General features: G+C 41.7%; 23 protein-coding genes and 1 pseudogene. 13 read left to right on the top strand and 11 right to left on the bottom strand.

The window, feature by feature from the left end:
* Window positions 1–88 precede the first annotated feature (88 nt).
* Window positions 89–949 (top strand): DUF4299 family protein, encoded by an 861-nt coding sequence (locus DXN33_RS05370; RefSeq protein WP_115904554.1) that lies wholly within the window; start codon window positions 89–91, stop codon window positions 947–949.
* A 224-nt stretch (window positions 950–1173) separates the two neighbouring features.
* On the opposite strand, the gene DXN33_RS05365 is transcribed toward DXN33_RS05370, so the two are convergent.
* From DXN33_RS05365 to DXN33_RS05345, 5 genes are all read right to left on the bottom strand, one after another.
* The gene (locus tag DXN33_RS05365; protein ID WP_115904553.1) at window positions 1174–2238 is read right to left on the bottom strand and encodes a DUF6574 domain-containing protein; all 1065 of its coding nucleotides are present in this window, start codon (window positions 2236–2238) and stop codon (window positions 1174–1176) included.
* A gap of 62 nt (window positions 2239–2300) precedes the next feature.
* Window positions 2301–3248 (bottom strand): DUF4097 family beta strand repeat-containing protein, encoded by a 948-nt coding sequence (locus DXN33_RS05360; protein ID WP_115904552.1) that lies wholly within the window; start codon window positions 3246–3248, stop codon window positions 2301–2303.
* Window positions 3241–3834: a DUF1700 domain-containing protein gene (locus DXN33_RS05355; protein WP_115904551.1), complete on the bottom strand. Its 594-nt coding sequence runs from the start codon at window positions 3832–3834 to the stop codon at window positions 3241–3243. The genes DXN33_RS05360 and DXN33_RS05355 overlap by 8 nt, the downstream gene beginning before the upstream one ends.
* Entirely contained in the window at window positions 3821–4147 is a 327-nt protein-coding gene (locus DXN33_RS05350; protein ID WP_042751793.1) for a PadR family transcriptional regulator, read from the bottom strand. Before DXN33_RS05350 ends, DXN33_RS05355 begins: the two co-directional genes overlap by 14 nt.
* 138 nt (window positions 4148–4285) lie before the next feature.
* Window positions 4286–5452 (bottom strand): MFS transporter, encoded by a 1167-nt coding sequence (locus DXN33_RS05345; RefSeq protein ID WP_115904550.1) that lies wholly within the window; start codon window positions 5450–5452, stop codon window positions 4286–4288.
* A 154-nt stretch (window positions 5453–5606) separates the two neighbouring features.
* On the opposite strand from DXN33_RS05345, the gene DXN33_RS05340 reads away from it, so the two are divergent.
* Both DXN33_RS05340 and DXN33_RS05335 read left to right on the top strand, forming a co-directional pair.
* A complete protein-coding gene (locus DXN33_RS05340) occupies window positions 5607–6437 on the top strand; it encodes a glycosyltransferase (RefSeq protein WP_115904549.1) in 831 nt (276 codons plus the stop codon).
* Between the two features lie 238 nt (window positions 6438–6675).
* On the top strand, window positions 6676–8526 hold the full coding sequence (locus DXN33_RS05335) for a nucleoside-diphosphate sugar epimerase/dehydratase (RefSeq protein ID WP_115904548.1): 1851 nt from the start codon (window positions 6676–6678) through the stop codon (window positions 8524–8526).
* A gap of 261 nt (window positions 8527–8787) precedes the next feature.
* Here DXN33_RS05335 and DXN33_RS05330 read toward each other — a convergent pair whose 3' ends face one another.
* From DXN33_RS05330 to sdaAB, 3 genes are read right to left on the bottom strand one after another with little or no spacing between them, the layout of a single operon-like run.
* A complete protein-coding gene (locus DXN33_RS05330; protein WP_115904547.1) occupies window positions 8788–9420 on the bottom strand; it encodes an HAD family hydrolase in 633 nt (210 codons plus the stop codon).
* A 21-nt stretch (window positions 9421–9441) separates the two neighbouring features.
* Complete coding sequence (sdaAA, locus tag DXN33_RS05325) at window positions 9442–10314, bottom strand: L-serine ammonia-lyase, iron-sulfur-dependent, subunit alpha (RefSeq protein ID WP_115904546.1); 873 nt, start codon at window positions 10312–10314, stop codon at window positions 9442–9444.
* An 8-nt stretch (window positions 10315–10322) separates the two neighbouring features.
* Complete coding sequence (gene sdaAB, locus DXN33_RS05320; protein WP_049487361.1) at window positions 10323–10994, bottom strand: L-serine ammonia-lyase, iron-sulfur-dependent subunit beta; 672 nt, start codon at window positions 10992–10994, stop codon at window positions 10323–10325.
* Window positions 10995–11234: 240 nt separating this feature from the next.
* Between sdaAB and DXN33_RS05315 the strand changes: the two genes are divergently transcribed.
* Window positions 11235–11885: a LysM domain-containing protein gene (locus DXN33_RS05315; RefSeq protein ID WP_115904545.1), complete on the top strand. Its 651-nt coding sequence runs from the start codon at window positions 11235–11237 to the stop codon at window positions 11883–11885.
* Window positions 11886–11972: 87 nt separating this feature from the next.
* On the opposite strand, the gene DXN33_RS05310 is transcribed toward DXN33_RS05315, so the two are convergent.
* Window positions 11973–12854, bottom strand: coding sequence for a hypothetical protein (locus tag DXN33_RS05310; protein WP_115904544.1), 882 nt, complete (start codon window positions 12852–12854; stop codon window positions 11973–11975).
* A gap of 302 nt (window positions 12855–13156) precedes the next feature.
* Here DXN33_RS05310 and mnmA point away from each other — a divergent pair, with 302 nt between their 5' ends.
* The 3 genes from mnmA (at window position 13157) to mnmG (ending at window position 17263) form a co-directional block, all read left to right on the top strand.
* Complete coding sequence (mnmA, locus tag DXN33_RS05305; protein ID WP_115904543.1) at window positions 13157–14278, top strand: tRNA 2-thiouridine(34) synthase MnmA; 1122 nt, start codon at window positions 13157–13159, stop codon at window positions 14276–14278.
* Between the two features lie 229 nt (window positions 14279–14507).
* Window positions 14508–15353 (top strand): hypothetical protein, encoded by an 846-nt coding sequence (locus tag DXN33_RS05300; RefSeq protein ID WP_148130517.1) that lies wholly within the window; start codon window positions 14508–14510, stop codon window positions 15351–15353.
* Window positions 15350–17263, top strand: coding sequence for a tRNA uridine-5-carboxymethylaminomethyl(34) synthesis enzyme MnmG (gene mnmG / locus DXN33_RS05295; RefSeq protein ID WP_115904542.1), 1914 nt, complete (start codon window positions 15350–15352; stop codon window positions 17261–17263). The genes DXN33_RS05300 and mnmG overlap by 4 nt, the downstream gene beginning before the upstream one ends.
* A gap of 36 nt (window positions 17264–17299) precedes the next feature.
* On the opposite strand, the gene rnjA is transcribed toward mnmG, so the two are convergent.
* Together rnjA and DXN33_RS05285 are read right to left on the bottom strand one after the other, a co-directional pair.
* Window positions 17300–18979, bottom strand: coding sequence for a ribonuclease J1 (gene rnjA, locus DXN33_RS05290; protein WP_004263010.1), 1680 nt, complete (start codon window positions 18977–18979; stop codon window positions 17300–17302).
* A gap of 1 nt (window position 18980) precedes the next feature.
* Window positions 18981–19214 carry a DNA-dependent RNA polymerase subunit epsilon gene (locus DXN33_RS05285; RefSeq protein WP_000639572.1) on the bottom strand — a complete coding sequence of 78 codons (234 nt, stop codon included), beginning with the start codon at window positions 19212–19214 and terminating at the stop codon, window positions 18981–18983.
* Between the two features lie 1001 nt (window positions 19215–20215).
* On the opposite strand from DXN33_RS05285, the pseudogene DXN33_RS09905 reads away from it, so the two are divergent.
* From DXN33_RS09905 to DXN33_RS05255, 6 genes and pseudogenes are all read left to right on the top strand, one after another.
* Window positions 20216–20428, top strand: a pseudogene (locus tag DXN33_RS09905) (hypothetical protein).
* A 103-nt stretch (window positions 20429–20531) separates the two neighbouring features.
* Window positions 20532–21215, top strand: coding sequence for a tRNA (adenosine(37)-N6)-threonylcarbamoyltransferase complex dimerization subunit type 1 TsaB (gene tsaB / locus DXN33_RS05275; RefSeq protein ID WP_020901818.1), 684 nt, complete (start codon window positions 20532–20534; stop codon window positions 21213–21215).
* Window positions 21212–21649: a ribosomal protein S18-alanine N-acetyltransferase gene (gene rimI / locus DXN33_RS05270; RefSeq protein ID WP_020901819.1), complete on the top strand. Its 438-nt coding sequence runs from the start codon at window positions 21212–21214 to the stop codon at window positions 21647–21649. The genes tsaB and rimI overlap by 4 nt, the downstream gene beginning before the upstream one ends.
* Window positions 21639–22649, top strand: a complete 1011-nt coding sequence (gene tsaD, locus DXN33_RS05265) for a tRNA (adenosine(37)-N6)-threonylcarbamoyltransferase complex transferase subunit TsaD (protein WP_020901820.1) — start codon at window positions 21639–21641, stop codon at window positions 22647–22649. The genes rimI and tsaD overlap by 11 nt, the downstream gene beginning before the upstream one ends.
* Window positions 22650–22752: 103 nt before the next feature.
* A complete protein-coding gene (locus DXN33_RS05260) occupies window positions 22753–23616 on the top strand; it encodes an Rgg/GadR/MutR family transcriptional regulator (protein ID WP_020901821.1) in 864 nt (287 codons plus the stop codon).
* A 230-nt stretch (window positions 23617–23846) separates the two neighbouring features.
* A complete protein-coding gene (locus DXN33_RS05255) occupies window positions 23847–24131 on the top strand; it encodes a bacteriocin immunity protein (protein ID WP_004254985.1) in 285 nt (94 codons plus the stop codon).
* Window positions 24132–24230 lie beyond the last annotated feature (99 nt).

The raw sequence follows: 24230 nt of genomic DNA, 5'->3' as shown, positions 1-24230 counted from the left end.
CTTTTTACTCAAAAATCTAAAGTTTGTTTCTGTATCTTTCAGGAAAATAAGGTATACTATATGTAAACGATTTCAAAGGAGTCCAGTTATGGTGAAAACATTTTTTATTCCAAATAAACAGAGCATTTTAGGAGAACAGGAAATTTTGACTGCCAAGTCGCTCTTGGCCTTGGTAGATGGTTTGGAGTCACATAGCTATGATACTGTCTATCTCCGTCAGCCTCTTAATCGTCTCGAGTATATCGAGTGTGCGATAGTGGGGCAATCACAATTTCTTTTTAAGGTCAGTTATGCTGATGGTCAAAAGGCTTACCGTGTCGATCTTCCTGACCTACTCACGCAGACAGACTGGCAGATTATCAAATCATTTTTAGATGCTCTGCTTGCTTATACAGGAACTGAGATTGAAGGACTAGATGGTTTTGATTTTGAAGCGTATTTCCAGGCAAGTATCCAAGCCCATCTAGCAGATACTGCAGCTCGTTTGACGATTTGCCAAGGAATTTTTAATCCTGTTTTCTTTAGTCATGAGGACTTGAAAAGCTTTTTAGAGGCAGATGGTTTGGCACAGTTTGAAGCAGGTGTACGTGCAGTTCAAGAGACAGATGCTTACTTTGCAAGAGTTTCCTTCTATCAGGATGGAGAAGGACAAGTTCACGGTGTTTACCATCTGGCTCAAGGAGTCAAGACAGTATTACCGAGAGAACCATTTGTTCCTGCTGCCTATATTGAGCAATTGCTGGATAAGGAAGTTCAGTGGGAGATTGACTTGGTTCAAATTACAGGAGACGGCTCTAAACCAGAAGACTATGAAGCCATTGCCCGCTTGGACTATGCAAAATTCCTAGAGTCATTATCATCAGCATCTTACCACCAATTAGATGCCAATCAATTAGAAATACAACCCATCCTAGGACAAGATTTTAAAGCATTAGCACAAGAAGAGTAAATCAGAAGCAGGTCAATCGACTTGCTTTTTTGACATAGAAAAAATCCTGCCATGAAAGACAGGATTGCTACTCAATGAAAATCAAAGAGCAAACTAGGAAGCTAGCCGCAGGCTGCTCAAAACACTGTTTTGAGGTTGTAGATGAAACTGACGAAGTCAGTAACCATACATACGGTAAGGCGAAGCTGACGTGGTTTGAATTTGATTTTCGAAGAGTATGAAGTTTAAAGAAAGGCCAAGATACGAAGATAATCTCCAATCAGTGCCACTTCAGCTACAAAGAAGAGGAGGATAATGACTCCGTTCACAAGGACAGACAAGAATAACTGATAAAAGGAGTCGGTTTCACTTGATTGACTTGGTCTTGTAATGATATGGAGACTGGCAAGCAGAATGATTCCAATGCTAATCACACACAAAAGGGCTGTAAATCGTAGGCTGTCAAAGAAGGCAAAGAAACTAGCAATAGTAGTGAGGAAGATTGGAATTGCTAATAGTTGACTATATTGTTGGAGAACCTTTTCTAGCGTCCAGTCCTTTTCTTGGTAGATAAATCGTCTCACGACGAAACTACCCAAGAGGAATGAAAAGAAGAAGAGTGTTGTTGCTACTAGGATAGAGATAATCGAAAAGAGATTTAATGAAGCAAATTGTTCAGGGAAGTGATTATGCATAGTTGCTATATGTCCATAGTAAGCATGTTTGATGTGGTAGATACTAAAGAAAAAGGAAGATGCAGAAAACAGAATGAGCAAAAGAAAGGCTGTGTAACTGTGTGTGCTACTTGTTTCAAGACTGCTTGTAGGAGATTTGATTGCTTCCACTAGCCAAGACCAAAAATCAAGCGCTTGCTCTTTCCATCTATCCGTAGATTTTGGAGCTTGGTCGGGGATATAGGGACTTTCTAAGGATTGACTGATAAGAAGGGGCTCTTTCGTGGTTGGTTTTTGCTGAGGAAGTGCTTCTTGACTCTCTTCAGCTATAGTGACTTTTTCTGTTTCTTTAGAAAGATCTTGCTCTTCTTCAGTAGAATCTAATGCTTTCTTTTCTTCTATTTCTGTTCTCGATTCACTGTCTTCAGGCGTTTCAATTGTCTCTTCTTGCTGGCTTTCCAGTTTGACTTCAGCTTGAGAGACTTCCTCCTCTACTTGAGTATTTTTTTCAATTGGTGTATCGAGATCGGCTATCGTTTCTTCAGTCTTGTCTGCAACCTCTTGAGCTTGCTCTTCAGGTTTGTTCTTGCTTGTTGTATTTACAAAATCATTACTTTCAAACCATTCTTGTTTCATGGTAGAACCTCCTTTTTAGTTAGATAAATATGCTTTCATAGTAGCAGATGTAAGCGCTTTTGTCAACGATTTCTAGAAGAAGACTCGTGTTCCTCTGCTTTGAGTAGATAGATATACTGGTCTGCCCTTGCTATGAGTTGATCTTTCACATCAGCTTTTTCTGTTTTATAAGGATTGCTTAAATGTTCATCTCTGTTTTCTTTATTGTTAAATGAACGTCTTCCTTCTCTCACAAAATGAAGAATAGAACCATGTTTTGTTGAAAGATCTAAGTTGATTCTTTGTTTTTCTTCTTCGGAAAGTAGGAGGTTTAGGTCTGTTTTCGCCTCCAATTCCACCTTACCGTGTACTTGGATTTTTTCAGCATGGAAGTGATTTTCTGTTGACTCTAGCTGACTATCTGTCAGTTCTGTGCTAAAGATATTGATGATATTTGGTGTTTTGAATTTGCTGTTTTTGATACGACTTCCTTCAATTCGGAGGAGATAACCATTTGTATTGAGAGTTGCATTTTCAAGGCTAGCATTTATGATGGTGGTTTGTCCACGATTGGCTGACACGTTGATTCCTTTTAGAGTTCTTCCTTTTGGAACTTGTAGAATAACTTCTTCAAAACGACGAGAGTAGCTACTTGCGATATGGAGAATCCCGCCAATTCCAGAAGAGAGAAATGGAGTTTCAGACAGTTTCTTATCAGTGAGGCTTAGAGTTTTATCGTTATGATTTGTGATAAGATCATGGTGAGCAGAAAGAGATGGATGGTAAGAAATGTGGATTTGATCATCCAAAGAGTCTGTGATGGTCAGTGCGTGTTGATGGAGAGTAATCTCTAGGTTTTCGACTTCCTTGCCAAAGGTCAACTCTTCCATCCGACTATCATAGACAGGCTCCTTGGACATGGCAAGCAGACTCTTAATCCCGTCAGATTGGATCCCTACAAAGAGCAGGATAAAGCCGATAATGGTAGTCACCACACCAAAAATGAGAAATCCTTTTGTCAATTTACGCATGCTGGTCACCTCTCTTTCCTTTTTTGAGAACAAATTGCACCAGGCGAACAATGAGTAGACCGAAGAAGCGAGCTACATAGGAAATACCTAGTAAGACTAGTGAAGAAGCACCGATAGCCAGTAAACCAGAACCAAAAATCAAGATAAAGGCTGATTTAGCTTGGGCTAAGACAGTGAAACTTTCAACTAAAAATAGGGATCCGCCGATGATACCTAGTATGGAAACCGCAAAGAAAGCCAAGATGACAGTCAAGGCTGCCACAAAGATTGCGAACAGGGACACGAGGATGGCGATTCCCAGAGGAATACCGATGGGGGCTGCAAGGAGAGCTAACAAGGCGATATGCAAAATTTGTCGGTTATTCTTTTGAGCGGGTGCTTCATTGATTTTTTTATCGAGAAGATTGGAGAGAACTTCGTGGGCCGCTTCTTTGGGAGTTCCCAAGCTAGCGATGAGTTCTTCTTCTCCTTCGACTCCAGCATCATCAAAGAGTTCCCTGAAATAGTCCATGGCTTCGATGCGGTCAGCTTCAGGCAGTTTCTTGAGATAGAGTTCTAGCTGAGTCAGGTATTCAGTTCTTGTCATGGCGGATACTCCCTTCTATGATGCCATTGATAGTGTCTGTATAGAGTGTCCACTCATCTTTTAGGGTCACGAGCTGCTCTACACCACGGTCTGTTAAGGAGTAGTATTTGCGCATGCGACCTTGGAACTCTCTAGAATAGGTGGTCAGAAAGCTATTGCCTTCCAATTTTTTGAGAATGGGATAGAGCGTAGATTCTTTGATATTAGCAATCAGCTTAATGGTCTGGCTAATCTCATATCCATAAGAATCATCCTGCTCCAGTACGGCCAAGATGAGAAATTCAATCAAGGCAGAGGATGTTGGAAAGTACATGGGAAACCTCCTTTTCTAATGTGTAATATTTTTATATATAATTTTTCTACACATACATTGTACATCTAAAAGAAAGCCCTGTCAAGAGAAATGTGTAAAATTTTTATATATAAAAAACTTCTAGGAAAAACTAGAAGTTTAGAGGATTTTATCAGCTCTGTCCACTGTGAAGAGAGCCACAGTCATCAGGATATCGACGAGTAAGAGGGCAGCTACAGCTGGTACCCAAGAGTGGAAAAAGTCAAAACTGTAACCAAAGAGGGTTGGCCCAAAGGCTGCTAAGATATAGCCTCCTGTTTGAGATAAACCAGATAATTGGGCAGTCTTTTCAGGGGCGCTTGTCTTGAGTGAAAAGTTGACCATGAGATAGGGGAAGAGGGCGCTGGTTGCGGTTCCGATGAGGAGATGGATGGCAAGCCAGTAAATGAAATTATTGATTGGGAAGAAGAGCATGGAAATGCCGACCACACCAGCTAGTGAAACCAGAGTGAGCATGAGTTGACGGTTACGAGTAGATAAACTGGTTGTCAGGCTTGGGATAGTCATTGAAAAAGGAATGCTAATCAGAGAGAAGATAGAGGTCAGCAAGCCAGCTTCGTGACTGGATAGGCCTGCATGGATAGCCATGGTAGGTAGCCAGGTCATAGCGGTGTAAAAGAGCAAGGATTGAAAACCTGCAAAGACAATCACTGCCCAGACCTGTTTATTATGCATGACCTTTGCTTTGCTTTTTTGTTTGGTTTGTGGAGTCAGTCTGTGATTATAGCGGTGATTTGGGAGCCAGACCAAAAAAGTTGCTAGACAGAGCAGGGTGAGGAGGATGATAAGTCCTTTCCAAGAACTGGCTTGTGTAATGGGCACAGCTAGATAGGAAGCCAGAGCCGTCGCAACCCCCATAGAAGTTACATATAAGGTGGTCAGATAACCAATTTTCTTTGGTTGATTAGCTTGGATAAGACTAGGAAGCAGAACATTGATGACTGCGATACTTGCCCCAACCATCAAGGTTCCTAGATAGAGGAGGGGTAGATTGATTAGTCGAATCAGAGAACCGATAGTCAAGAAGAAAAGGCTATAGGTGAAGAGATGCTCCAAGCCGATTTTCTGAGCCAGTCGGGTAGAAAATAGCGAGAAGAGGGTAAACATGAGGAGGGGAAGGCTGGTCAAAACACCAAGTGAACTAACTTCTACTCCCAGACCTTGCGAAATATCCCCCAAAATAATGGGTAAAACAGTAAAAGGAGTCCGCAAGGAAACACCAATTAGGATAATACCTGGAACAAAAAAGAGTGATTGCTTTTTCATATAATACCTCTTCTAACTGATTTTAATAACAGCTTATTTTAAGGCTTTTTCACTATAATGTCAAGTAAGGTTTCTGGCTTTCAAGATAAAAATGGGAAAGTCTTGAAAATTATGATAAAATAGTGGAAGGAAATCTATATATTGGAGAAAAACTGTGCTTGAAAAGCAAAAAATTAGCGTCTTGATGTCGGTCTATGTAAAGGAAAATCCGACATTTTTGAGAGATGCCATTAATAGTATTCAAAATCAAACCTTGAAACCGAGCGAATTGGTTCTCGTAGAGGATGGACCTCTCACACCAGAACTCTATCAAGTATTAGACCAGGTTGAAGCTGAGTCTGATATTCCAGTGAAACGCTATCCTCTTGAGCAGAATCAAGGTTTGGGTCTGGCTCTTCGACAGGGTGTTTTGCAGTGTCAGTACGATATCATCGCTCGTATGGATACCGATGATATAGCTGTTCCAGACCGTTTTGAGAAACAGGTTCAGCTAATGGAGAAGGACAAGCTCGACCTATTAGGTGGACATATTGCAGAATTTATTGACAATCCTGATGAGATTGTTTCTTACCGTCGTGTTCCAACCAAACATGCAGATATTGTAGCTTATCAAAGGATGAGAAGTGCCTTTAACCACATGACTGTCATGTTCAAGAAGGACATGGTTCTCAAGGCAGGCAACTATGAGGATGGCCTTTATATGGAGGATGACCTCCTCTGGCTCAATATGATTGCTGCAGGAGCTAAGACTGGAAATCTGGATCAAATCTTGTGTAAGGTTCGTGTAGGAGCAGGGATGTTTGAGCGTCGTGGGGGACTGCGTTACCTCAAACTCTATCGTCAGGCTCGTCAACGAATGCTGAAGAGGGGGCAAATTTCTTACATGGAATATGCTAAGAGTGTTGCGATTCAGATGGTTGTTGCCCTTTGTCCAGGATTTGTCAGACAGTTTATTTTTATGAAACTGTTACGAAAAAGCAATTAAAAGATTGTAGCAAATCGTAAACTAGAGAAAAAGTGCTATAATAACAATATAATACTCTTCGAAAATCTCTTCAAACCGTGTCAACGTCGTCTTGCCGTGGATATATGTTCCTGACTTTGTCAGTCTTATCCACAACCTCAAAACAGTCTTTTGAGCAGCCTGCGGCTAGTTTCCTAGTTTGCTCTTTGATTTTCATTGAGTATAACCATCCAACTCTTTTAAGGAGGAGTAAATTTCTATGAATAAAAAACTCACAGATTATGTCATTGATCTGGTGGAAATTTTAAATAAACAACAAAAACAAGTCTTCTGGGGAATATTTGATATTTTCAGTATGGTGGTTTCCATCATTGTATCTTATATTTTATTCTATGGATTGATTAATCCAGCACCTGTTGACTACATTATCTATACGAGTTTGGCCTTCCTGTTCTATCAATTGATGATTGGATTTTGGGGGTTGAACGCTAGTATTAGTCGTTACAGCAAAATTACGGATTTTATGAAAATCTTTTTTGGTGTGACTGCTAGCAGCGTCTTGTCATATAGTATCTGCTATGCTTTCTTGCCACTCTTTTCAATCCGTTTTATCGTGCTCTTTATCTTGTTGAGTACCTTCTTGATTTTATTGCCACGTATTACTTGGCAGTTAATCTACTCTAAACGCAAAAAAGGAAGTGGTGATGGAGAACACCGTCGGACTTTCTTGATTGGTGCTGGCGATGGTGGAGCCCTCTTTATGAACAGCTACCAACACCCAACCAGTGATTTGGAACTTGTTGGTATTTTGGATAAGGATGCTAAGAAAAAGGGACAAAAACTCGGTGGTATCCCTGTTTTGGGCTCTTATGATAATCTGCCTGAATTAGCTAAACGCCATCAAATCGAGCGTGTTATTGTTGCAATTCCGTCGCTTGATCCGTCAGAGTATGAACGTATCCTGCAAATGTGTAATAAGCTGGGTGTCAAATGTTACAAGATGCCTAAGGTTGAAACAGTTGTTCAGGGGCTTCACCAAGCAGGTGGAGGCTTCCAGAAGATTGATATCACAGACCTTTTGGGCCGTCAGGAAATTCGTCTTGACGAATCGCGTCTGGGAGCAGAACTTACTGGAAAAACAATCTTGGTTACAGGGGCTGGTGGTTCAATCGGTTCTGAAATCTGTCGCCAAGTTAGCCGCTTCAATCCTGAACGTATTGTCTTGCTCGGTCACGGGGAAAACTCAATCTACCTTGTGTATCATGAATTAATTCGTAAGTTCCAAGGGATTGATTATGTTCCAGTTATCGCAGATATTCAAGACTATGACCGTCTCTTGCAAGTCTTTGAGCAGTATAAACCAGCTATTGTTTATCATGCGGCGGCCCACAAGCACGTTCCTATGATGGAACGCAATCCAAAAGAAGCCTTCAAAAACAATATCCGTGGAACCTACAATGTTGCTAGGGCTGTTGATGAAGCCAAAGTACCTAAAATGGTTATGATTTCGACAGATAAGGCGGTCAATCCCCCTAATGTTATGGGAGCGACCAAGCGCGTAGCTGAGTTGATTGTCACTGGCTTTAACCAACGTAGCCAATCGACCTACTGTGCAGTTCGTTTTGGGAATGTTCTTGGTAGCCGTGGTAGTGTGATTCCAGTCTTTGAACGTCAGATTGCTGAAGGTGGGCCTGTAACGGTAACAGACTTCCGCATGACCCGTTACTTCATGACCATTCCAGAAGCTAGCCGTTTGGTTATCCATGCTGGTGCTTATGCCAAGGATGGAGAAGTCTTTATCCTTGATATGGGCAAACCAGTCAAGATTTATGACTTGGCCAAGAAAATGGTCCTTCTAAGTGGACACACCGAAAGCGAAATTCCAATTGTTGAAGTTGGAATCCGTCCAGGTGAAAAACTCTACGAAGAACTCTTGGTATCAACTGAACTTGTTGATAACCAAGTTATGGATAAGATTTTCGTTGGTAAGGTTAATGTCATGCCTCTAGAAGCCATCGATCAAAAGATTGAAGAGTTCCGCACTCTCAGTGGAGATGAGTTGAAGCAAGCTATTATCGCCTTTGCTAATCAAACAACCCACGTTGAATAAAAAAGAAAAATGCATATTATCAGGTCTGAAGAACCTTGGTAATATGCATTTTGTTATGTAGAGACTTATACTCTTCAAAAATCTCTTCAAACCACGTCAACGTCGCCTTGCCGTAGAAATATGTTCCTGACTACGTCAGTTCCATCTACAACCTCAAAACACTGTTTTGAGCAGCCTGCGGCTACTTTCCTAGTTTGCTCTTTGATTTTCATTGAGTATTACTCCATTTTCTTCTGAAATGGGGTTGTCGCCCAGTCTATGTTATTGAAAATACTCCAAAACTTCTATGGGTTTGTGGGCGATATAATCAGGTTGATAGTTTAGTAGATCTGCTTGCTCTCCAAATCCCCAAGTGACGGCCAATTTCTGAATGCCTGTTTCTTGAGCTCCCAGCATATCAAACTTGGTATCACCGATGATAATGGCTTGTTCTGGGGCTAGTTGATGTGTCTGTAAGGCTTGGCGAATGACATCTGCCTTATGGGGTGCTTCAGGGCTGGAACCATAAATGCCATCAAAGAAATGATGGATTCCCAAGTTTTTAGTCATGTCTTGAGCGGTAGGGGTATTCTTTGTAGTGGTGATATAGAGTGGATAACTGCTCGATAACTTCTCAAGCAAGTCTAGAATCTGAGGAAAGAGTTGAGCTTCATAGATGCCTTTTTCCTTATAGTAGGAACGGTATATCTGCACAGCCTCAGAAATTTGTTCTTTGGGCAGGCAGGTCGCAAAACTACTTTCAAGAGGCGGTCCCATAAAACCACGAATAGTTTTGGCATCAGGGCTAGGCACCCCCAGCTCTTTAAAGGTATGGGTAAAGGCATTGTGAATCCCGATAGACCTGTCAACGAGGGTTCCATCCAGATCGAAAAAGATAGCTGTAATAGAGGCCATGATTTCTCCTATTTGATAAGCTTATTCTCCGAAAATTTCTTTTTGGAGGCGACGACCAGTTGGGGTAGCAGCAAGTCCACCTTCAGCTGTTTCACGAAAGGCAGTTGGCATGCTTGAACCCACTTGGTACATGGCATCGATAACTTCATCCACAGGGATTTTAGATTCGATACCTGCCAAGGCCATGTCTGCTGCGATGAAGGCAAAGCTAGCTCCCATAGCATTGCGCTTGACGCAGGGAACTTCAACCAAGCCGGCAACAGGGTCACAGATGAGGCCTAGCATATTTTTAATGACAAAGGCAATGGCCTGACTGGCCTGATAAGGTGTTCCACCGGCAGCTAGAGTCAAGGCTGCAGCACTCATAGCAGAGGCAGAACCGACTTCGGCCTGGCAACCGCCCTCAGCACCTGAGATAGAGGCATTGTTTGCGATGACTAGTCCAAAGGCACCGGCAGCAAAGAGGAAATCCAGCTGTTGCTCGTGGTTGAGGTCTAATTTTTCAATAGCAGCAGTGAGAACGGAAGGCAGACAGCCAGCACTTCCTGCGGTAGGAGTGGCACAAACCAAGCCCATTTTAGCATTGTGTTCATTGACTGCAATGGCATTTCGGGCAGCAGAGAGAATCGTGTAATCTGACAGAGTTTTTCCGTTTTTGATGTAGTGATCCAATTTGGCAGCATCTCCACCTGTCAGGCCACTACGAGATTTATTTTCATTGAGGCCAAGTTGGACAGAGGCTTTCATGACTTCCAGATTGCGTTCCATGAGAAGGAAGACTTCTTCACGTTCGCGACCGGTCAATTCAAACTCTGTTGTAATCATGAGTTCTGCGACATTTCCTTGAAAGTCCAGATCTGCTTGCTCGACCAATTCTTTGATAGAATAAAACATGCTTCCTCCTATTTAAAGAAATTGACATTGTGGAGATGAGGGATTTTTCGAATTTCTTCGATGGCATCATCACAGTTGCGACTGTCAACCTCGATAATCATAATGGCTTTTTCACCAGCTTTTTCACGAGTAACATTCATCTGGGCGATATTGATATCATAGCGGGAAAGTGCCTCTGTTACGAGGGCAATCATACCTGGAATATCTTGATGAACAATGATGATAGTCGGTGTATTCATATTGAGAGAGACGGCAAAGCCATTGAGTTCGGTTACCTGAATATTTCCTCCACCGATAGAAATACCAGTCACGCTGATGGTTTTATGAGCATTTTTGACGGTAATTTTAGTGGTGTTTGGGTGAGGGGCATTGCTGTCTTTCTGAATGGTCCAGACAATCTTGATGCCGCGCTTGTGGGCAATCTCCAGACTGTTTGGGATTTCAGGATCATCTGTATCCATGCCCAAAATACCTGCAACAAGGGCTAGGTCTGTTCCGTGACCACGATAGGTCTTGGCAAATGAGTTAAATAGTTGGAATTCGACTTCTGTCGGAGTATCATCAAAAATGGAAGAGACAATCTTCCCAATACGAACAGCACCAGCGGTATGGCTACTAGATGGGCCAATCATAACTGGTCCGATGATATCAAAGACAGATTGAAAACGAAGTGATTTCATCAGTTTCCCCTTATAAAAATTCTTATCTCTATTATATCAAAGAATGGGTGTCTTGACTTTAATTGTGGATGAAAACCTTTTTAGTACTACAAACAGCATAAAAAAGCATCTTTTGTGACAAAAAATAGCTTGTTTAGGGAAATAAAAAATAATTTTGTAATATTTCTACATAAAAGTGTCAAGAAACGGTAATATTTAAAGGGTATGATAGAACTATAGAAAGAAGGAGAATTTTCAAATATGAAATCAACAACTAAAAAGATTAAAACAACTCTTGCAGGAGTAGCTGCCTTGTTTGCGGTATTTGCTCCATCATTTGTATCTGCTCAAGAATCATCAACTTACACTGTTAAAGAAGGTGATACACTTTCAGAAATCGCTGAAACTCACAACACAACTGTTGAGAAATTGGCAGAAAACAACCACATTGACAACATTCATTTGATTTATGTTGGTCAAGAGTTGGTTATCGATGGCCCTGTAGCGCCTGCTGCAACACCAGCGCCAACTACTTATGCAGCACCAGCTGTTCAAGATGAAACTGTTTCAGCTCCAGTAGCAGAAACTACAGAAGTAGCAGAGGAAGCAGCTCCAGTGGCAAGCGCACCTGCAGCAGAAGAAACTATTGCTGTAGCAGAAGCTTCAGCACCTGCTGCAACTGTAAGTGGATCTGAAGCAGAAGCTAAAGAATGGATTGCTCAAAAAGAATCAGGTGGTAGCTATACAGCTACAAATGGCCAATACATTGGACGTTACCAATTGACAGATTCATACTTGAACGGTGACTACTCAGCTGCTAACCAAGAACGTGTAGCAGATGCTTACGTTGCAGGACGCTACGGTTCATGGACTGCTGCTAAAAACTTCTGGCTTAACAACGGTTGGTATTAAGAAATAGAAAAAGAGCCTTTGATGGCTCTTTTTGTGTGCTTTTATTTGACAAAAGACAATTTTTAAATAGTAGTAATAACAGATTGCTTAGGGCTGACGAGATTCTGGAGTTTCTCCAGCTGAATTAGTGCGATTATTACTGTTAGCATCGGGAACTTCAGCATTATTACTATTATTATTGGTATTCGTATCTCCTTGGGCTCCTGCAGTATCAGTAGCTTGATCTCGTGTATTGGTAGCAGTGTTTCCCCCACTTCTAGCACCATCAGATGAATATTGCTCGCTTGCAGGTGCTTGTGAATTATATCTGTTCCCATTTGACTCAGTATAGTTTGGAGTGTAGCTACCTCCTTCTGAAGAATAGCTTTCTCTTCCCTCAACGTTACTAGTCGTTTCTGTTTCTTTTTTATTAGACTTTTGTTCTTCTTCTTTTTTGGTCAAGACTTCAGCTTGCTTTTGGAATTTTGAAATCAGTTCTTGAATGGGTTTTATTTTTTCATCAATAGTAGCTTGTTCGCTTGTGGAGTTGACACTTTTAATAATTTCTAGTATTTTTTGTAAGGAAGTGATGGCTGTTTCAAGTGCTTGTTTATCTTCAAACTGGCTATCGGATTCCTTTATATCCAATTTTAAAGCTTTTTCAGTATAATGATTAGTGATTTTATCGGCCGTAGAAGTAAGAAAATCTGTTAATGTCTTTTTGCCTTCGTCAGTGGTAGGCTTTAATTCTTGAATTTTTTTCCAATCCTCTATAATCGTTTCAGAATCAATATTGAAGTTTTTAATAGCATTTTTTACTTGTTCGACATCTTGTCCATCCTTATGTTGTTTGCTGAGAGCGATGTTCCCTCTCTCTGCTTGGATATGTTCTTGATGAATGACTAAACCTATTAAAAGTCCAAGACCTACAACAATAATGATAGTAAAAATAGTATTTTTTGATGTTAGAATATCTTTGTAGTTTTTCACAATCGTACTACGTACATGGATGGTAGTATCTTAAAGGGATCATGTACGACTTCCTCCTCATTACAGTATATCATTTTTAGCTTATTTTATAAATAAGTTTATAAGTAGAATCGAGATTTAACTGTTCATTGCCCTTTTTGTAATTATATTTCTGTTTCTATCAAATAGAATGTCAGATTATCAGCCTCTTTCTTGTCTTCTCCAACCAAGCATGTTATAATGAATACTGCTCAAGCGACCTTCAATCGTTAAAGCACACACGACCTTCAATCGTGAATAAACGAATAGATGGGAGACTTACCATGAGTGATAACTCTAAAACACGTGTTGTTGTGGGGATGAGTGGTGGTGTCGATTCGTCGGTGACGGCTCTTTTGCTCAAGGAGCAGGGCTACGATGTGATCGGTATCTTCATGAAGAACTGGGATGACACAGATGAAAACGGCGTCTGTACGGCGACCGAAGATTACAAGGATGTGGCTGCGGTGGCAGACCAGATTGGCATTCCCTACTACTCTGTCAATTTTGAAAAAGAGTACTGGGGCCGCGTTTTCGAGTATTTCCTAGCGGAATACCGTGCAGGACGCACACCAAATCCAGATGTTATGTGCAACAAGGAAATCAAGTTCAAGGCATTTTTGGACTATGCCATGACCTTGGGCGCAGATTATGTTGCGACTGGGCATTATGCCCGAGTGGCGCGTGATGAGGATGGGACAGTTCACATGCTTCGTGGTGTGGACAATGGCAAGGACCAAACCTATTTCCTCAGCCAACTTTCGCAAGAACAACTCCAAAAAACCATGTTCCCCTTGGGACATTTGGAAAAACCTGAAGTTCGCAGACTAGCAGAAGAAGCAGGCCTTGCGACTGCTAAGAAGAAAGACTCGACAGGGATTTGCTTTATCGGAGAAAAGAACTTTAAAAACTTTCTCAACAACTACCTGCCAGCTCAGTCTGGTCGCATGATGACAGTGGATGGTCGCGATATGGGCGAGCATGCAGGTCTTATGTACTATACGATTGGTCAGCGTGGCGGTCTTGGTATCGGTGGCCAACACGGCGGTGACAATGCCCCTTGGTTCGTTGTCGGAAAAGATCTAAGCAAGAATATTCTCTATGTAGGCCAAGGTTTCTACCATGACTCGCTCATGTCAACCAGCCTAGAGGCTAGCCAAGTTCACTTTACTCGTGACATGCCAGAGAAATTTACGCTAGAATGTACGGCTAAATTCCGCTACCGTCAGCCTGATTCTAAGGTGACTGTCCATGTCAAAGGAGACATGGCAGAGGTTATCTTTACAGAACCGCAACGCGCCATCACACCAGGTCAGGCAGTTGTCTTTTACGATGGCGAAGAGTGTCTAGGTGGTGGTTTGATTGACAATGCTTACCGCGACGGACAAGTTTGTCAGTACATTTAGATTGACAAATTTTCTCAATTTGCTACAATAATAAAAGCAATAGAAATGATGGTCAAAGCTCATGGATGTTGCAGGCTTTTTTGTCCTGCACTTCTTTGGAGTTTTGACTGTTTTTGTGTGATTTCATGGGGGAAATTAAATGTATATCAATAACTTAAGTTACGAATTGTATAAATTTGTGTTAAAATTTTTGAAATTGCAGAAGTCTAGCTATACAAAAAAAGGAAAAATGTTAATTTTTTTTGCAAGCGCAGCACTTGTTTTTTATCTGATTTTTGTAGCAACAATTCTATTTAAAAATATTTTGGGTATTAAGATTTCAGCAGCTCTTATGTTTGTATCAGTATGTGTGACTATCTACTGCATTTCTCTTTTTAATAAAGAACAACAGAAGATCAATCATATGAAAGTACAATTGCAAAAATATAGACGTTTTAAACAGAAGTTTCATGAAAAGTACGGGATAGAGGTAGAGGAAAGCTTATTACAGAAGACAATTGACGAACTATCAAAGAGTATTGAATTAGAAATAGAAAGAAGTAAATATACATTTGATAAAATATTGTCAATTATGACACTAACACCTATTTTAGCAGTGTTTTTAAGTTTTGGGAAAGTTCCTGATAGCAATCAATATGATCCTTCCTTTATAGTTATAGCAATTGTTTGTATAACAGTAGTAGGAATTCATTTTTTTACCAAAAGTATTTATTTTCCTCAATTTAAGGAAGTTGAGAAGAAACAGAGAGTTTTATCCTTTTTAACAGGATGTTTGTTAGAACTTAAAATAAATGATGATAGTTTAGAAGATATTGAAAAAAATGAAGAGGATGAAGTGGAAATTTTAGATTCTGAAAATAGAAACTTAGATTGTAATATACGAATATTATTTGGTGTGTTTTCTTATTACAATAGTTATGTAAATGAGGAACATAAGCTATCAATAAGTTTTTTGTGGGGTATGTTGAAAATAGATTTCACAAAAACAAAAACTCAAAGAGAATGTAATATTAAGTTTTTATGGAAACTGATTGATATTTGTAGAAAAAGTGAGTGGAATAGGAGAGAAACATGACTTATCATTTTACTGAAGAATACGATATTATTGTAATTGGTGCGGGACACGCTGGGGTCGAGGCTTCCTTGGCCGCTAGCCGTATGGGCTGTAAGGTCTTGCTTGCGACTATCAACATTGAAATGCTGGCTTTCATGCCTTGTAACCCCTCTATCGGTGGTTCTGCCAAAGGGATTGTCGTGCGTGAAGTTGATGCCCTCGGTGGCGAGATGGCCAAAACCATTGACAAGACTTACATCCAGATGAAGATGCTCAACACTGGGAAAGGTCCTGCCGTTCGTGCCCTTCGTGCGCAGGCTGACAAGGAGCTTTACTCCAAGGAAATGCGCAAGACGGTTGAAAATCAAGAAAATCTGACCCTTCGTCAGACTATGATTGATGAGATTTTGGTGGAAGACGGCAAGGTTGTCGGTGTGCGTACAGCGACCCATCAAGAATATGCTGCCAAGGCTGTTATTGTGACGACAGGGACTGCTCTTCGTGGGGAAATCATCATCGGAGATCTCAAGTACTCATCAGGACCTAACCACAGCCTAGCTTCTATTAACCTTGCTGACAATCTCAAGGAACTGGGCCTCGAAATCGGTCGTTTCAAGACAGGAACCCCTCCACGCGTCAAGGCTTCTTCTATCAATTACGATGTGACAGAGATTCAGCCAGGAGACGAAGCGCCTAATCACTTCTCTTATACTTCACGTGATGAGGATTATGTCAAAGACCAAGTGCCATGCTGGTTGACCTATACCAATGGTACCAGTCATGAGATCATCCAAAACAACCTCCACCGTGCGCCTATGTTTACAGGTGTGGTCAAGGGAGTGGGGCCTCGTTACTGTCCGTCGATTGAAGACAAGATTGTGCGCTTTGCGGACAAGGAACGTCACCAACTCTTCCTTGAGCCAGAAGGGCGCAATACTGAGGAAGTCTATGTTCAAGGACTTTCAACCAGTCTGCCTGAGGATGTCCAGCGTGACTTGGTTCATTCCATCAAAGGGTTGGAAAATGCAGAGATGATGCGAACAGGTTATGCCATCGAGTATGACATGGTCTTGCCTCACCAGTTGCGTGCGACTCTGGAAACCAAGAAAATCTCAGGACTTTTCACTGCTGGTCAGACCAATGGAACGTCTGGCTATGAAGAAGCTGCTGGCCAAGGGATTATCGCGGGTATCAATGCGGCTCTGAAAATCCAAGGCAAGCCTGAGTTGATTTTGAAGCGTAGTGATGGTTATATCGGGGTGATGATTGATGACTTGGTGACCAAGGGAACCATTGAACCCTACCGTCTATTGACAAGTCGTGCTGAGTACCGTCTCATCCTCCGTCATGACAACGCTGATATGCGTCTGACAGAGATGGGACGCGAGATTGGACTTGTGGATGATGAACGTTGGGCTCGATTTGAGATTAAGAAAAATCAATTTGACAATGAGATGAAGCGTCTCGACAGTATCAAACTCAAGCCAGTCAAGGAAACCAATGCTAAGGTTGAGGAGATGGGATTCAAGCCGTTGACCGATGCAGTGACAGCCAAGGAATTCCTTCGCCGTCCAGAAGTGTCTTACCAAGATGTGGTGGCCTTCATCGGACCAGCAGCAGAGGACTTGGATGACAAGATTATCGAATTGATTGAAACAGAAATCAAGTACGAAGGCTATATTTCCAAAGCCATGGACCAGGTTGCCAAGATGAAACGCATGGAAGAAAAACGCATTCCAGCCAATATCGACTGGGATGACATTGATTCTATCGCGACGGAAGCCCGTCAGAAGTTCAAACTCATTAATCCAGAAACCATCGGCCAAGCCAGCCGTATTTCGGGAGTAAACCCAGCAGATATTTCTATTTTGATGGTGTATTTGGAAGGTAAAAATCGTAGTATTTCTAAAAATCAAGAAAAGAAAGCATAGATAAAAACAGCTCCGAGGACGGGGCTGTTTTATAATTTATTCTTCATCTGGTGTGAGGATCATTGGGATGATAATCGGTTCACGTTCTGTATTTTCATAAAGGAAGGGACGAATAGCGTTGACAATAGCACCATTGACAGATTGCACGCTGGCGTCCTTGTTTTTCAGTGCGATACGAATGGCATTGAAGAGGATGCGTTGGCTTTGGCGAATCAAGTCACCAGACTCTCTCATGTAGACAAAGCCTCGGCTGAGGATATCTGGACCAGACAGAATCATTTGTGATTTGAAGTCAACAGTTGCGACTGCTAGAACGACACCGTCTTCAGATAGATCGCGACGGTCTTTGAGGACAGCAGCACCGATTTCACCGATACGATTTCCATCGACATAGATGTCTTGGGCGTTGAAATGGCCTGCGATACGAGCTGAGTCAGCAGTAAGGGCAAGTACATCGCCATTGCTCATGATAAAGATATTGTCCTTCTCAACACCAGTATCCACCGCAAGTCCAGCGTGGACTTTTTGCATACGGTATTCACCATGGACAGGCATGAAGTATTTTGGCTTAATCAAGCGGAGCATAAGTTTTTGCTCTTGCTGACCACCGTGTCCAGATGTATGGATATTGTTCACTTTACCGTGGATAACTTCGACACCAGCTTCAGAAATGATGTTGATCAGCTTGTTGACGCTAGTCGTATTTCCAGGGATTGGGCTAGAAGAGAAGATAACGGTATCACCGGGCTGGAGTTGTACCTGACGGTGGGTTCCGTTGGCGATACGAGAGAGGGCAGCCATTGGCTCACCCTGACTACCTGTACAGAGGATAAGAATCTCGCCTGCAGGGTAGTCTTTGATTTCATTTGGCTCGATAAAGGTTCCCTTAGGAGCTTTGATGTAGCCAAGCTCGATTCCGTTGACAATGGCCTTTTCCATAGAGCGACCAAAGACCGCAATCTTACGTCCAGTCTTAACAGCAGCTTCTGTTGCTTGCTGGAGACGGAAGATATTTGAGGCAAAGGATGCAAAGATGATACGTCCTTCGATGCCTTGGATAATCTTCATGATGGACTGGCCAACGACTTTTTCAGAGTTGGTAAAGGTTGGCACTTCTGCATTTGTTGAGTCAGATAGGAGACAGAGAACGCCTTCTTCCCCAAGGGCTGCCATACGGTGCAAGTCCGCAGGTTCTCCAACTGGAGTAAAGTCGAACTTGAAGTCACCCGTACAAACGATTTTCCCTTGAGGAGTATGAATGACAATTCCCAAAGGCTCTGGAATAGAGTGAGTCGTTCTAAAGAAAGTTGCCTTGAGATTTTTAAAGGTCAACTCAGTGTTGTGGTTGATTTCGTAAAGTTTAGCGTTGCGCAAGAGGCCGTGTTCTTCGAGTTTCCCCCGGATCAAAGCCAAGGCAAGTGGTCCAGCATAGATAGGGACATTTGCTTGCTTGAGCAGGAATGGAATCCCACCGATGTGGTCCTCGTGTCCGTGTGTGATCAAGACAGCCTTGACGCGGTCGATATTGTCTACGATGTAAGAGTAATCAGGAATGACATAGTCGATACCCAGCAAGTCATCTTCTGGGAATTTAATCCCAGCATCGACGATGATAATCTCATCTTGGTATTCAATCCCGTATGTGTTTTTCCCGATTTCTCCCAGACCACCGATGGCAAAAACGCCGACTTCTTCAGGTTTAAGAGTGTAGGCCATATTAGAACTCCGTAATTTCGAAGGCGCCAGTTTCTTTTTCGTAATCTAGCAATTTGTCAGACAAGAGTTCGATATACTCGATATTGTACTCTGGGCGATTTTCTTCGACAAGTTGGCGAGCAGCGATACGGCCCTCAAGTTCTGAGCTGGCATCGATGTCTAGGTAAAGTGCGCGTGTTGTTTCACGGCGTGGGCTACGTTCTTTTGTTTCTTGATAAAAAACTTTGTAAATCATATAGTTCCTTTCTATTTACAGGTCAGCTTATTCCAAACTTTTAGCAGAGATTTGCTTGATTTCATTCCATTTTGTGTCTAAATTGACCTTGATTCGTTACAATTATTTCAATTATACCACAAAATGAAAAATTAGTAAAAGATGGAAACGAGAAAGTCGGGAGGGGAAGAGGGAGCAAAAGATAGATAGGATTCGTTCGGAGAGCGCTTAGGTGTTATAATTAAAGGGGAAATCTAAAGAGATAGTAGATTTAAGGGAGAATATAGTTCTAGTTTCATTAATCGTTGGAGTAGATGGTTGGGACAGAATGATATCTTTGAAAAAAGAAAAAGCTCTTGAGAAATCTCAAGAGCAAATAAAAAGGCTGAGACAAAATTAAGGGATCTTTCTGAGCAAGCTCAAGGGGCAGCACCTCTACCTGAAGCGAATGCATCGCAACCTTTGAATGACTTGTCACCAAATCAAACTCGATCTCAGCCTTTACTTAATTCTATCATCTATGAGGTTAAGAAGTCAATCTATAAGTATAACGATGTAGAAATAGCAAGATGGAGTGGAGTGCTTACTAAAAGGCAAAGACAAGCACTTAATTTAAGAGTAAGAAAAAAGAGAGGACGTATCTACACATGGGGTCTTTACAGCTCAAAGCTGAAGGCAGTCCCACACCCGTACCAGAAGTTGGTACCTTTGAACGCTCTGTTACCAGTCGCCCTACGTTATCCTCTCAATATTTATATTTTACTATAACTTACTGAGGGAATCAACTTTAAAAGTATCAAAAAGCTCCTGACCGAAGTCAAGAGCCGTCAAACACTGGGGGCGAATTGTTCAATCGCAATTCCAGTTCTTTAGAAACCAAAGTTTCAGGGATAGCACTGCAACCCGAAGAGTCAAAGACTCAACCTGATTTTCCTACCAGTGTTGAATTACATTTTAACATTGATAGACCAACATAGTCAACAGTTTATATAAAAATAGGAATACCAAAAGTAGGATTAAGAATGTTTAGTTTGTTTGAATTTGCGATAGGGTTGGCCTCTTGGTGTTTATAGTCTTTGTAGCCTGTTTCTAAGGGGGAATGCTCTGTTTGTACATCTGGGACACCGCAAAAAAAATTCCTTTAGAAGCTTGCTTTTGTGACGCTCTATTCAATTTTTATCCTCCTTGTAACCTATGTCGTTTGGTTTGTATTTTACTTTGGATTAAATGCTTAGATGCCCTGCTCATGCTGGGGCTTTTTGTTTGGGGGTAAAGAAAATTCCCATGTGCCAGCTTTTGTAGTATAATAGTAGGCAGACAAAAAGATAGGAATGTGTTATGAAAGTATTAGCTTTTGATACGTCCAGCAAGGCTCTTTCTCTCGCTATTTTAGAGGACAAGCAGGTTCTTGCCGAGACGACGATTAATATTAAGAAAAATCACAGTATTACCCTCATGCCTGCCATTGATTTTTTGATGGCAAGTTTGGACTGGACTCCCAAGGACTTGGATCGAATCGTGGTGGCAGAGGGGCCAGGTAGCTACACAGGTTTGCGAATCGCGGTAGCAACTGCCAAGACTTTGGCTCATACCCTGAACATTGAGTTAGTTGGTATGTCTAGCCTCTTGGCTCTGGTGCCCTACCAACAAGAAGGCTTGTTCGTTCCCTTGATGGATGCGCGTCGCAACAATGTTTATGCAGGATTTTATGAAAATGCCAAACCTGTCATGCCAGAAGCGCACCTATCTTTTGAAGAGGTGTTAGAGAAAGTTAAGGGTGCTAGTCAGGTAACCTTTGTCGGAGAAGTTGCCCCCTTTGTGGAGCAGATTCAAGAACACTTGCCAAGGACTAATTACAAAGAAACCTTGCCTAATGCAGCCAATCTTGCTCTTTTGGCTTGGGACAAGGAAGCAGACTCCTTGCATGATTTTGTGCCGAACTACCTCAAGCGTGTTGAGGCTGAGGAAAACTGGCTCAAGAACCATACCGAGTCTGGTAAGTCCTACATTAAACGCCTATGATAGAAATCAAACGAACTCACCAGCAACCTGATCTGGCTCAAGCCATCTACGCTGTTATGATAGCTGTTTACCCAGTCAGTCCTTGGACGCTGGAACAAATCCAAGCAGACCTGTCCCAAGACCAGACTTGGTATGCTCTAGCTTATGATGGGGAAGAAGTGATTGGCTTTCTAGCTGTGCAGGAGAATCTTTTTGAGGCAGAAGTCCTGCAAATCGCTGTCAAACAAACCTATCAGGGTCAGGGAATTGCATCAGCCTTGTTTGCTCAATTGCCGACAGACAAGGAGATTTTCCTCGAAGTCAGAAAGTCAAATCACCGAGCACAAGCATTTTACAAGAAAGAAAAGATGGCAGTCATCGCTGAGCGAAAGGCCTACTACCATGACCCAGTCGAGGATGCCATTATCATGAAGAGAGAAATAGATGAAGGATAGATATATTTTAGCATTTGAGACATCCTGTGATGAGACCAGTGTCGCCGTCTTGAAAAACGACGATGAGCTCTTGTCTAATGTCATTGCTAGTCAAATTGAGAGCCACAAACGTTTTGGGGGCGTAGTGCCAGAAGTAGCCAGTCGTCACCATGTCGAGGTCATTACAGCCTGCATCGAGGAGGCGTTGGCAGAAGCAGGGATTACCGAAGACGATGTAACAGCTGTGGCGGTTACCTATGGACCTGGCTTGGTGGGAGCTTTACTAGTTGGTTTATCAGCTGCTAAGGCCTTTGCTTGGGCACATGGACTTCCGCTGATTCCCGTTAACCACATGGCTGGTCACCTTATGGCAGCTCAGAGCGTGGAGCCTTTGGAGTTTCCCTTGCTAGCCCTCTTGGTCAGCGGTGGACACACAGAGTTGGTTTATGTTTCGGAGGCTGGTGACTACAAGATTGTTGGGGAAACGCGAGATGACGCGGTTGGTGAGGCCTATGATAAGGTCGGCCGTGTCATGGGCTTGACCTATCCTGCCGGTCGTGAGATTGACGAGCTGGCTCATCAGGGGCAGGATATTTATGACTTTCCTCGTGCCATGATTAAGGAAGATAATCTGGAGTTTTCATTCTCAGGTTTGAAATCTGCCTTTATCAATCTTCACCATAATGCCGAGCAAAAGGGAGAAAGTCTGTCTACAGAGGACTTGTGTGCATCCTTCCAAGCAGCTGTCCTGGATATTCTCATGGCAAAAACTAAGAAGGCTTTGGAGAAATACCCTGTTAAAACTCTAGTCGTGGCAGGTGGTGTGGCAGCCAATAAAGGTCTCAGAGAACGCCTAGCAACCGAAATCGCAGATGTCAAGGTCATCATTCCACCTCTGCGCCTCTGCGGAGACAATGCAGGTATGATTGCCTATGCCAGCGTCAGCGAATGGAACAAAGAAAACTTTGCAAGCTTGGACCTCAATGCCAAACCAAGTCTCGCTTTTGATACCATGGAATAAAGAGTCAGCTTAGGGCTGGCTTTTTTGCTCTCTTAAATGTCAGAATATTTTGACAAATAATTGTGAATAATGATATACTATATAAAAAATAGGAGGTGGTGAGATGATTGAGAGAATGGAGTTGGGAGAATTTTACAAGGAATTACGTTTGGCGAGAAAGCTCAAGCAGTCAGATGTGGCTTGTGCTGGTCTAACAGCCTCTCAGTTGTCCAAGTTTGAACTAGGGCAGTCTATGCTATCTGCGGATAAGTTGATCCTAGCCATCCAAGGGATCAATATGAATTTTGATGAGTTTGGTCATAAGCTAAACAATTATCAAGAATCCCTACATATGCAGATTGGTAGAAAGGTTGTGGATCGCTTTGCCCACCAAGATATAGCTGGTTTAGAGCAACTGTTGGAGGAAGTCGAGCAAGAACAGATGGCAGAGACCTATCGTCGTTTGAATGCCATTGTAATTAAAAACGCACTCCATTCCTTAAATAAGAACTATCCATTAGTAAAAGAAGATAGCGAGTTTTTGACTATCTATCTCTATGCTATTGAGTCTTGGACCTGGTTTGAACTCTATCTCTTTTGCAATACCATGCCCTTCTTGAGCAATCAAGATTTGATATTTTTATCGACCGCTTTAATTGAGAAATCTAGGGAATTTAAAGAGTTGGTACATAATCGATTGTATATGAAAAGTGGATTTCTGAATATTATATCAGAACTCATGGAGCGTAAACTTTTCTCTTATATCCCAATTTTTGAAGCTGAGCTAGAGAGCATGCTTCGTCCATACGATGTTTTTGAAAAAGTATTGTGGCAGTTTTTAAAGAAAATGAAGATTTTCCTTCAAACCAAAGGAAGCAATCAAAAAGAGATTGAAAGATTTATCCAATCTCTGCAAGTATTAGAAAATCCACAATTGCTAGCCCTCTTCGAATTGCGTTTGAAGCAATACAAAGAACTTATTGAGTAGTCAACAATTGCAAATCTGAAATTTCTATAAGAAAAAATATCAAACATGCGATTTTCTAAAATAAGCTAATTTTCGTGTTATACTATCCTTGTAAAGCACTTCAAGCAGATCCTAAGTCGCAGAAGTGGTTTATAGATGGGAATTCGTACAGTATATGTTTAATTATGAGCATACTGTAAATGGCTGGACTAAAAGTGAAACTTGGCGTCCTAGATAAAATGAGGTAAACGATGGAAAAACAAAGTCAGTTACAAATGTTAATTCATTCCCTATACAATAATAAAGAAATTAGCTTGACGGAAGAATTTAGGAAGCAATTGCTGGAAACAGCAAAACAGTTCTCTAGTACTAATGAAGATTTGTTAGCTGTACGTCTTTCTTTTGCCGTCTCTAAAGAATTGTTGAGCTTTAAAGGTGAACCGCCGACAGAGTTGTTGGATTTAGCAAAATTTGTCCAAAAGAAAGAAGCTAAATACAAGCAGGGAATAGTGTGGTCTGGTATTTTTAAGATATGATTTATTATAAAATACGGCATGAACATCATATAATGGATGAATCTGAATATGAGCAAGGCTTGGAGTTCAATATTAAACCAAGTCTTGTTTTCTATACAC

The sequence above is a fragment of the Streptococcus sp. NM genome, assembly GCF_003390135.1.
Lineage (GTDB): Bacteria > Bacillota > Bacilli > Lactobacillales > Streptococcaceae > Streptococcus.
This window is presented reverse-complemented; position numbering and strand designations above follow the sequence as displayed.

Coding starts and splice junctions, on each gene's coding strand:
- DXN33_RS05355 (WP_115904551.1), bottom strand. CDS start 3,834: ATGACAAGAACTGAATACCTGACTCAGCTAGAACTCTATCTCAAGAAA.
- DXN33_RS05300 (WP_148130517.1), top strand. CDS start 14,508: ATGTTAATTTTTTTTGCAAGCGCAGCACTTGTTTTTTATCTGATTTTT.
- rnjA (WP_004263010.1), bottom strand. CDS start 18,979: ATGGCCTACACTCTTAAACCTGAAGAAGTCGGCGTTTTTGCCATCGGT.
- tsaD (WP_020901820.1), top strand. CDS start 21,639: ATGAAGGATAGATATATTTTAGCATTTGAGACATCCTGTGATGAGACC.
- DXN33_RS05315 (WP_115904545.1), top strand. CDS start 11,235: ATGAAATCAACAACTAAAAAGATTAAAACAACTCTTGCAGGAGTAGCT.
- DXN33_RS05345 (WP_115904550.1), bottom strand. CDS start 5,452: ATGAAAAAGCAATCACTCTTTTTTGTTCCAGGTATTATCCTAATTGGT.
- DXN33_RS05255 (WP_004254985.1), top strand. CDS start 23,847: ATGGAAAAACAAAGTCAGTTACAAATGTTAATTCATTCCCTATACAAT.
- sdaAB (WP_049487361.1), bottom strand. CDS start 10,994: ATGAAATCACTTCGTTTTCAATCTGTCTTTGATATCATCGGACCAGTT.
- tsaB (WP_020901818.1), top strand. CDS start 20,532: ATGAAAGTATTAGCTTTTGATACGTCCAGCAAGGCTCTTTCTCTCGCT.
- DXN33_RS05335 (WP_115904548.1), top strand. CDS start 6,676: ATGAATAAAAAACTCACAGATTATGTCATTGATCTGGTGGAAATTTTA.
- rimI (WP_020901819.1), top strand. CDS start 21,212: ATGATAGAAATCAAACGAACTCACCAGCAACCTGATCTGGCTCAAGCC.
- mnmG (WP_115904542.1), top strand. CDS start 15,350: ATGACTTATCATTTTACTGAAGAATACGATATTATTGTAATTGGTGCG.
- sdaAA (WP_115904546.1), bottom strand. CDS start 10,314: ATGTTTTATTCTATCAAAGAATTGGTCGAGCAAGCAGATCTGGACTTT.
- DXN33_RS05360 (WP_115904552.1), bottom strand. CDS start 3,248: ATGCGTAAATTGACAAAAGGATTTCTCATTTTTGGTGTGGTGACTACC.
- DXN33_RS05330 (WP_115904547.1), bottom strand. CDS start 9,420: ATGGCCTCTATTACAGCTATCTTTTTCGATCTGGATGGAACCCTCGTT.
- DXN33_RS05350 (WP_042751793.1), bottom strand. CDS start 4,147: ATGTACTTTCCAACATCCTCTGCCTTGATTGAATTTCTCATCTTGGCC.
- DXN33_RS05365 (WP_115904553.1), bottom strand. CDS start 2,238: ATGAAACAAGAATGGTTTGAAAGTAATGATTTTGTAAATACAACAAGC.
- mnmA (WP_115904543.1), top strand. CDS start 13,157: ATGAGTGATAACTCTAAAACACGTGTTGTTGTGGGGATGAGTGGTGGT.
- DXN33_RS05285 (WP_000639572.1), bottom strand. CDS start 19,214: ATGATTTACAAAGTTTTTTATCAAGAAACAAAAGAACGTAGCCCACGC.
- DXN33_RS05370 (WP_115904554.1), top strand. CDS start 89: ATGGTGAAAACATTTTTTATTCCAAATAAACAGAGCATTTTAGGAGAA.
- DXN33_RS05260 (WP_020901821.1), top strand. CDS start 22,753: ATGATTGAGAGAATGGAGTTGGGAGAATTTTACAAGGAATTACGTTTG.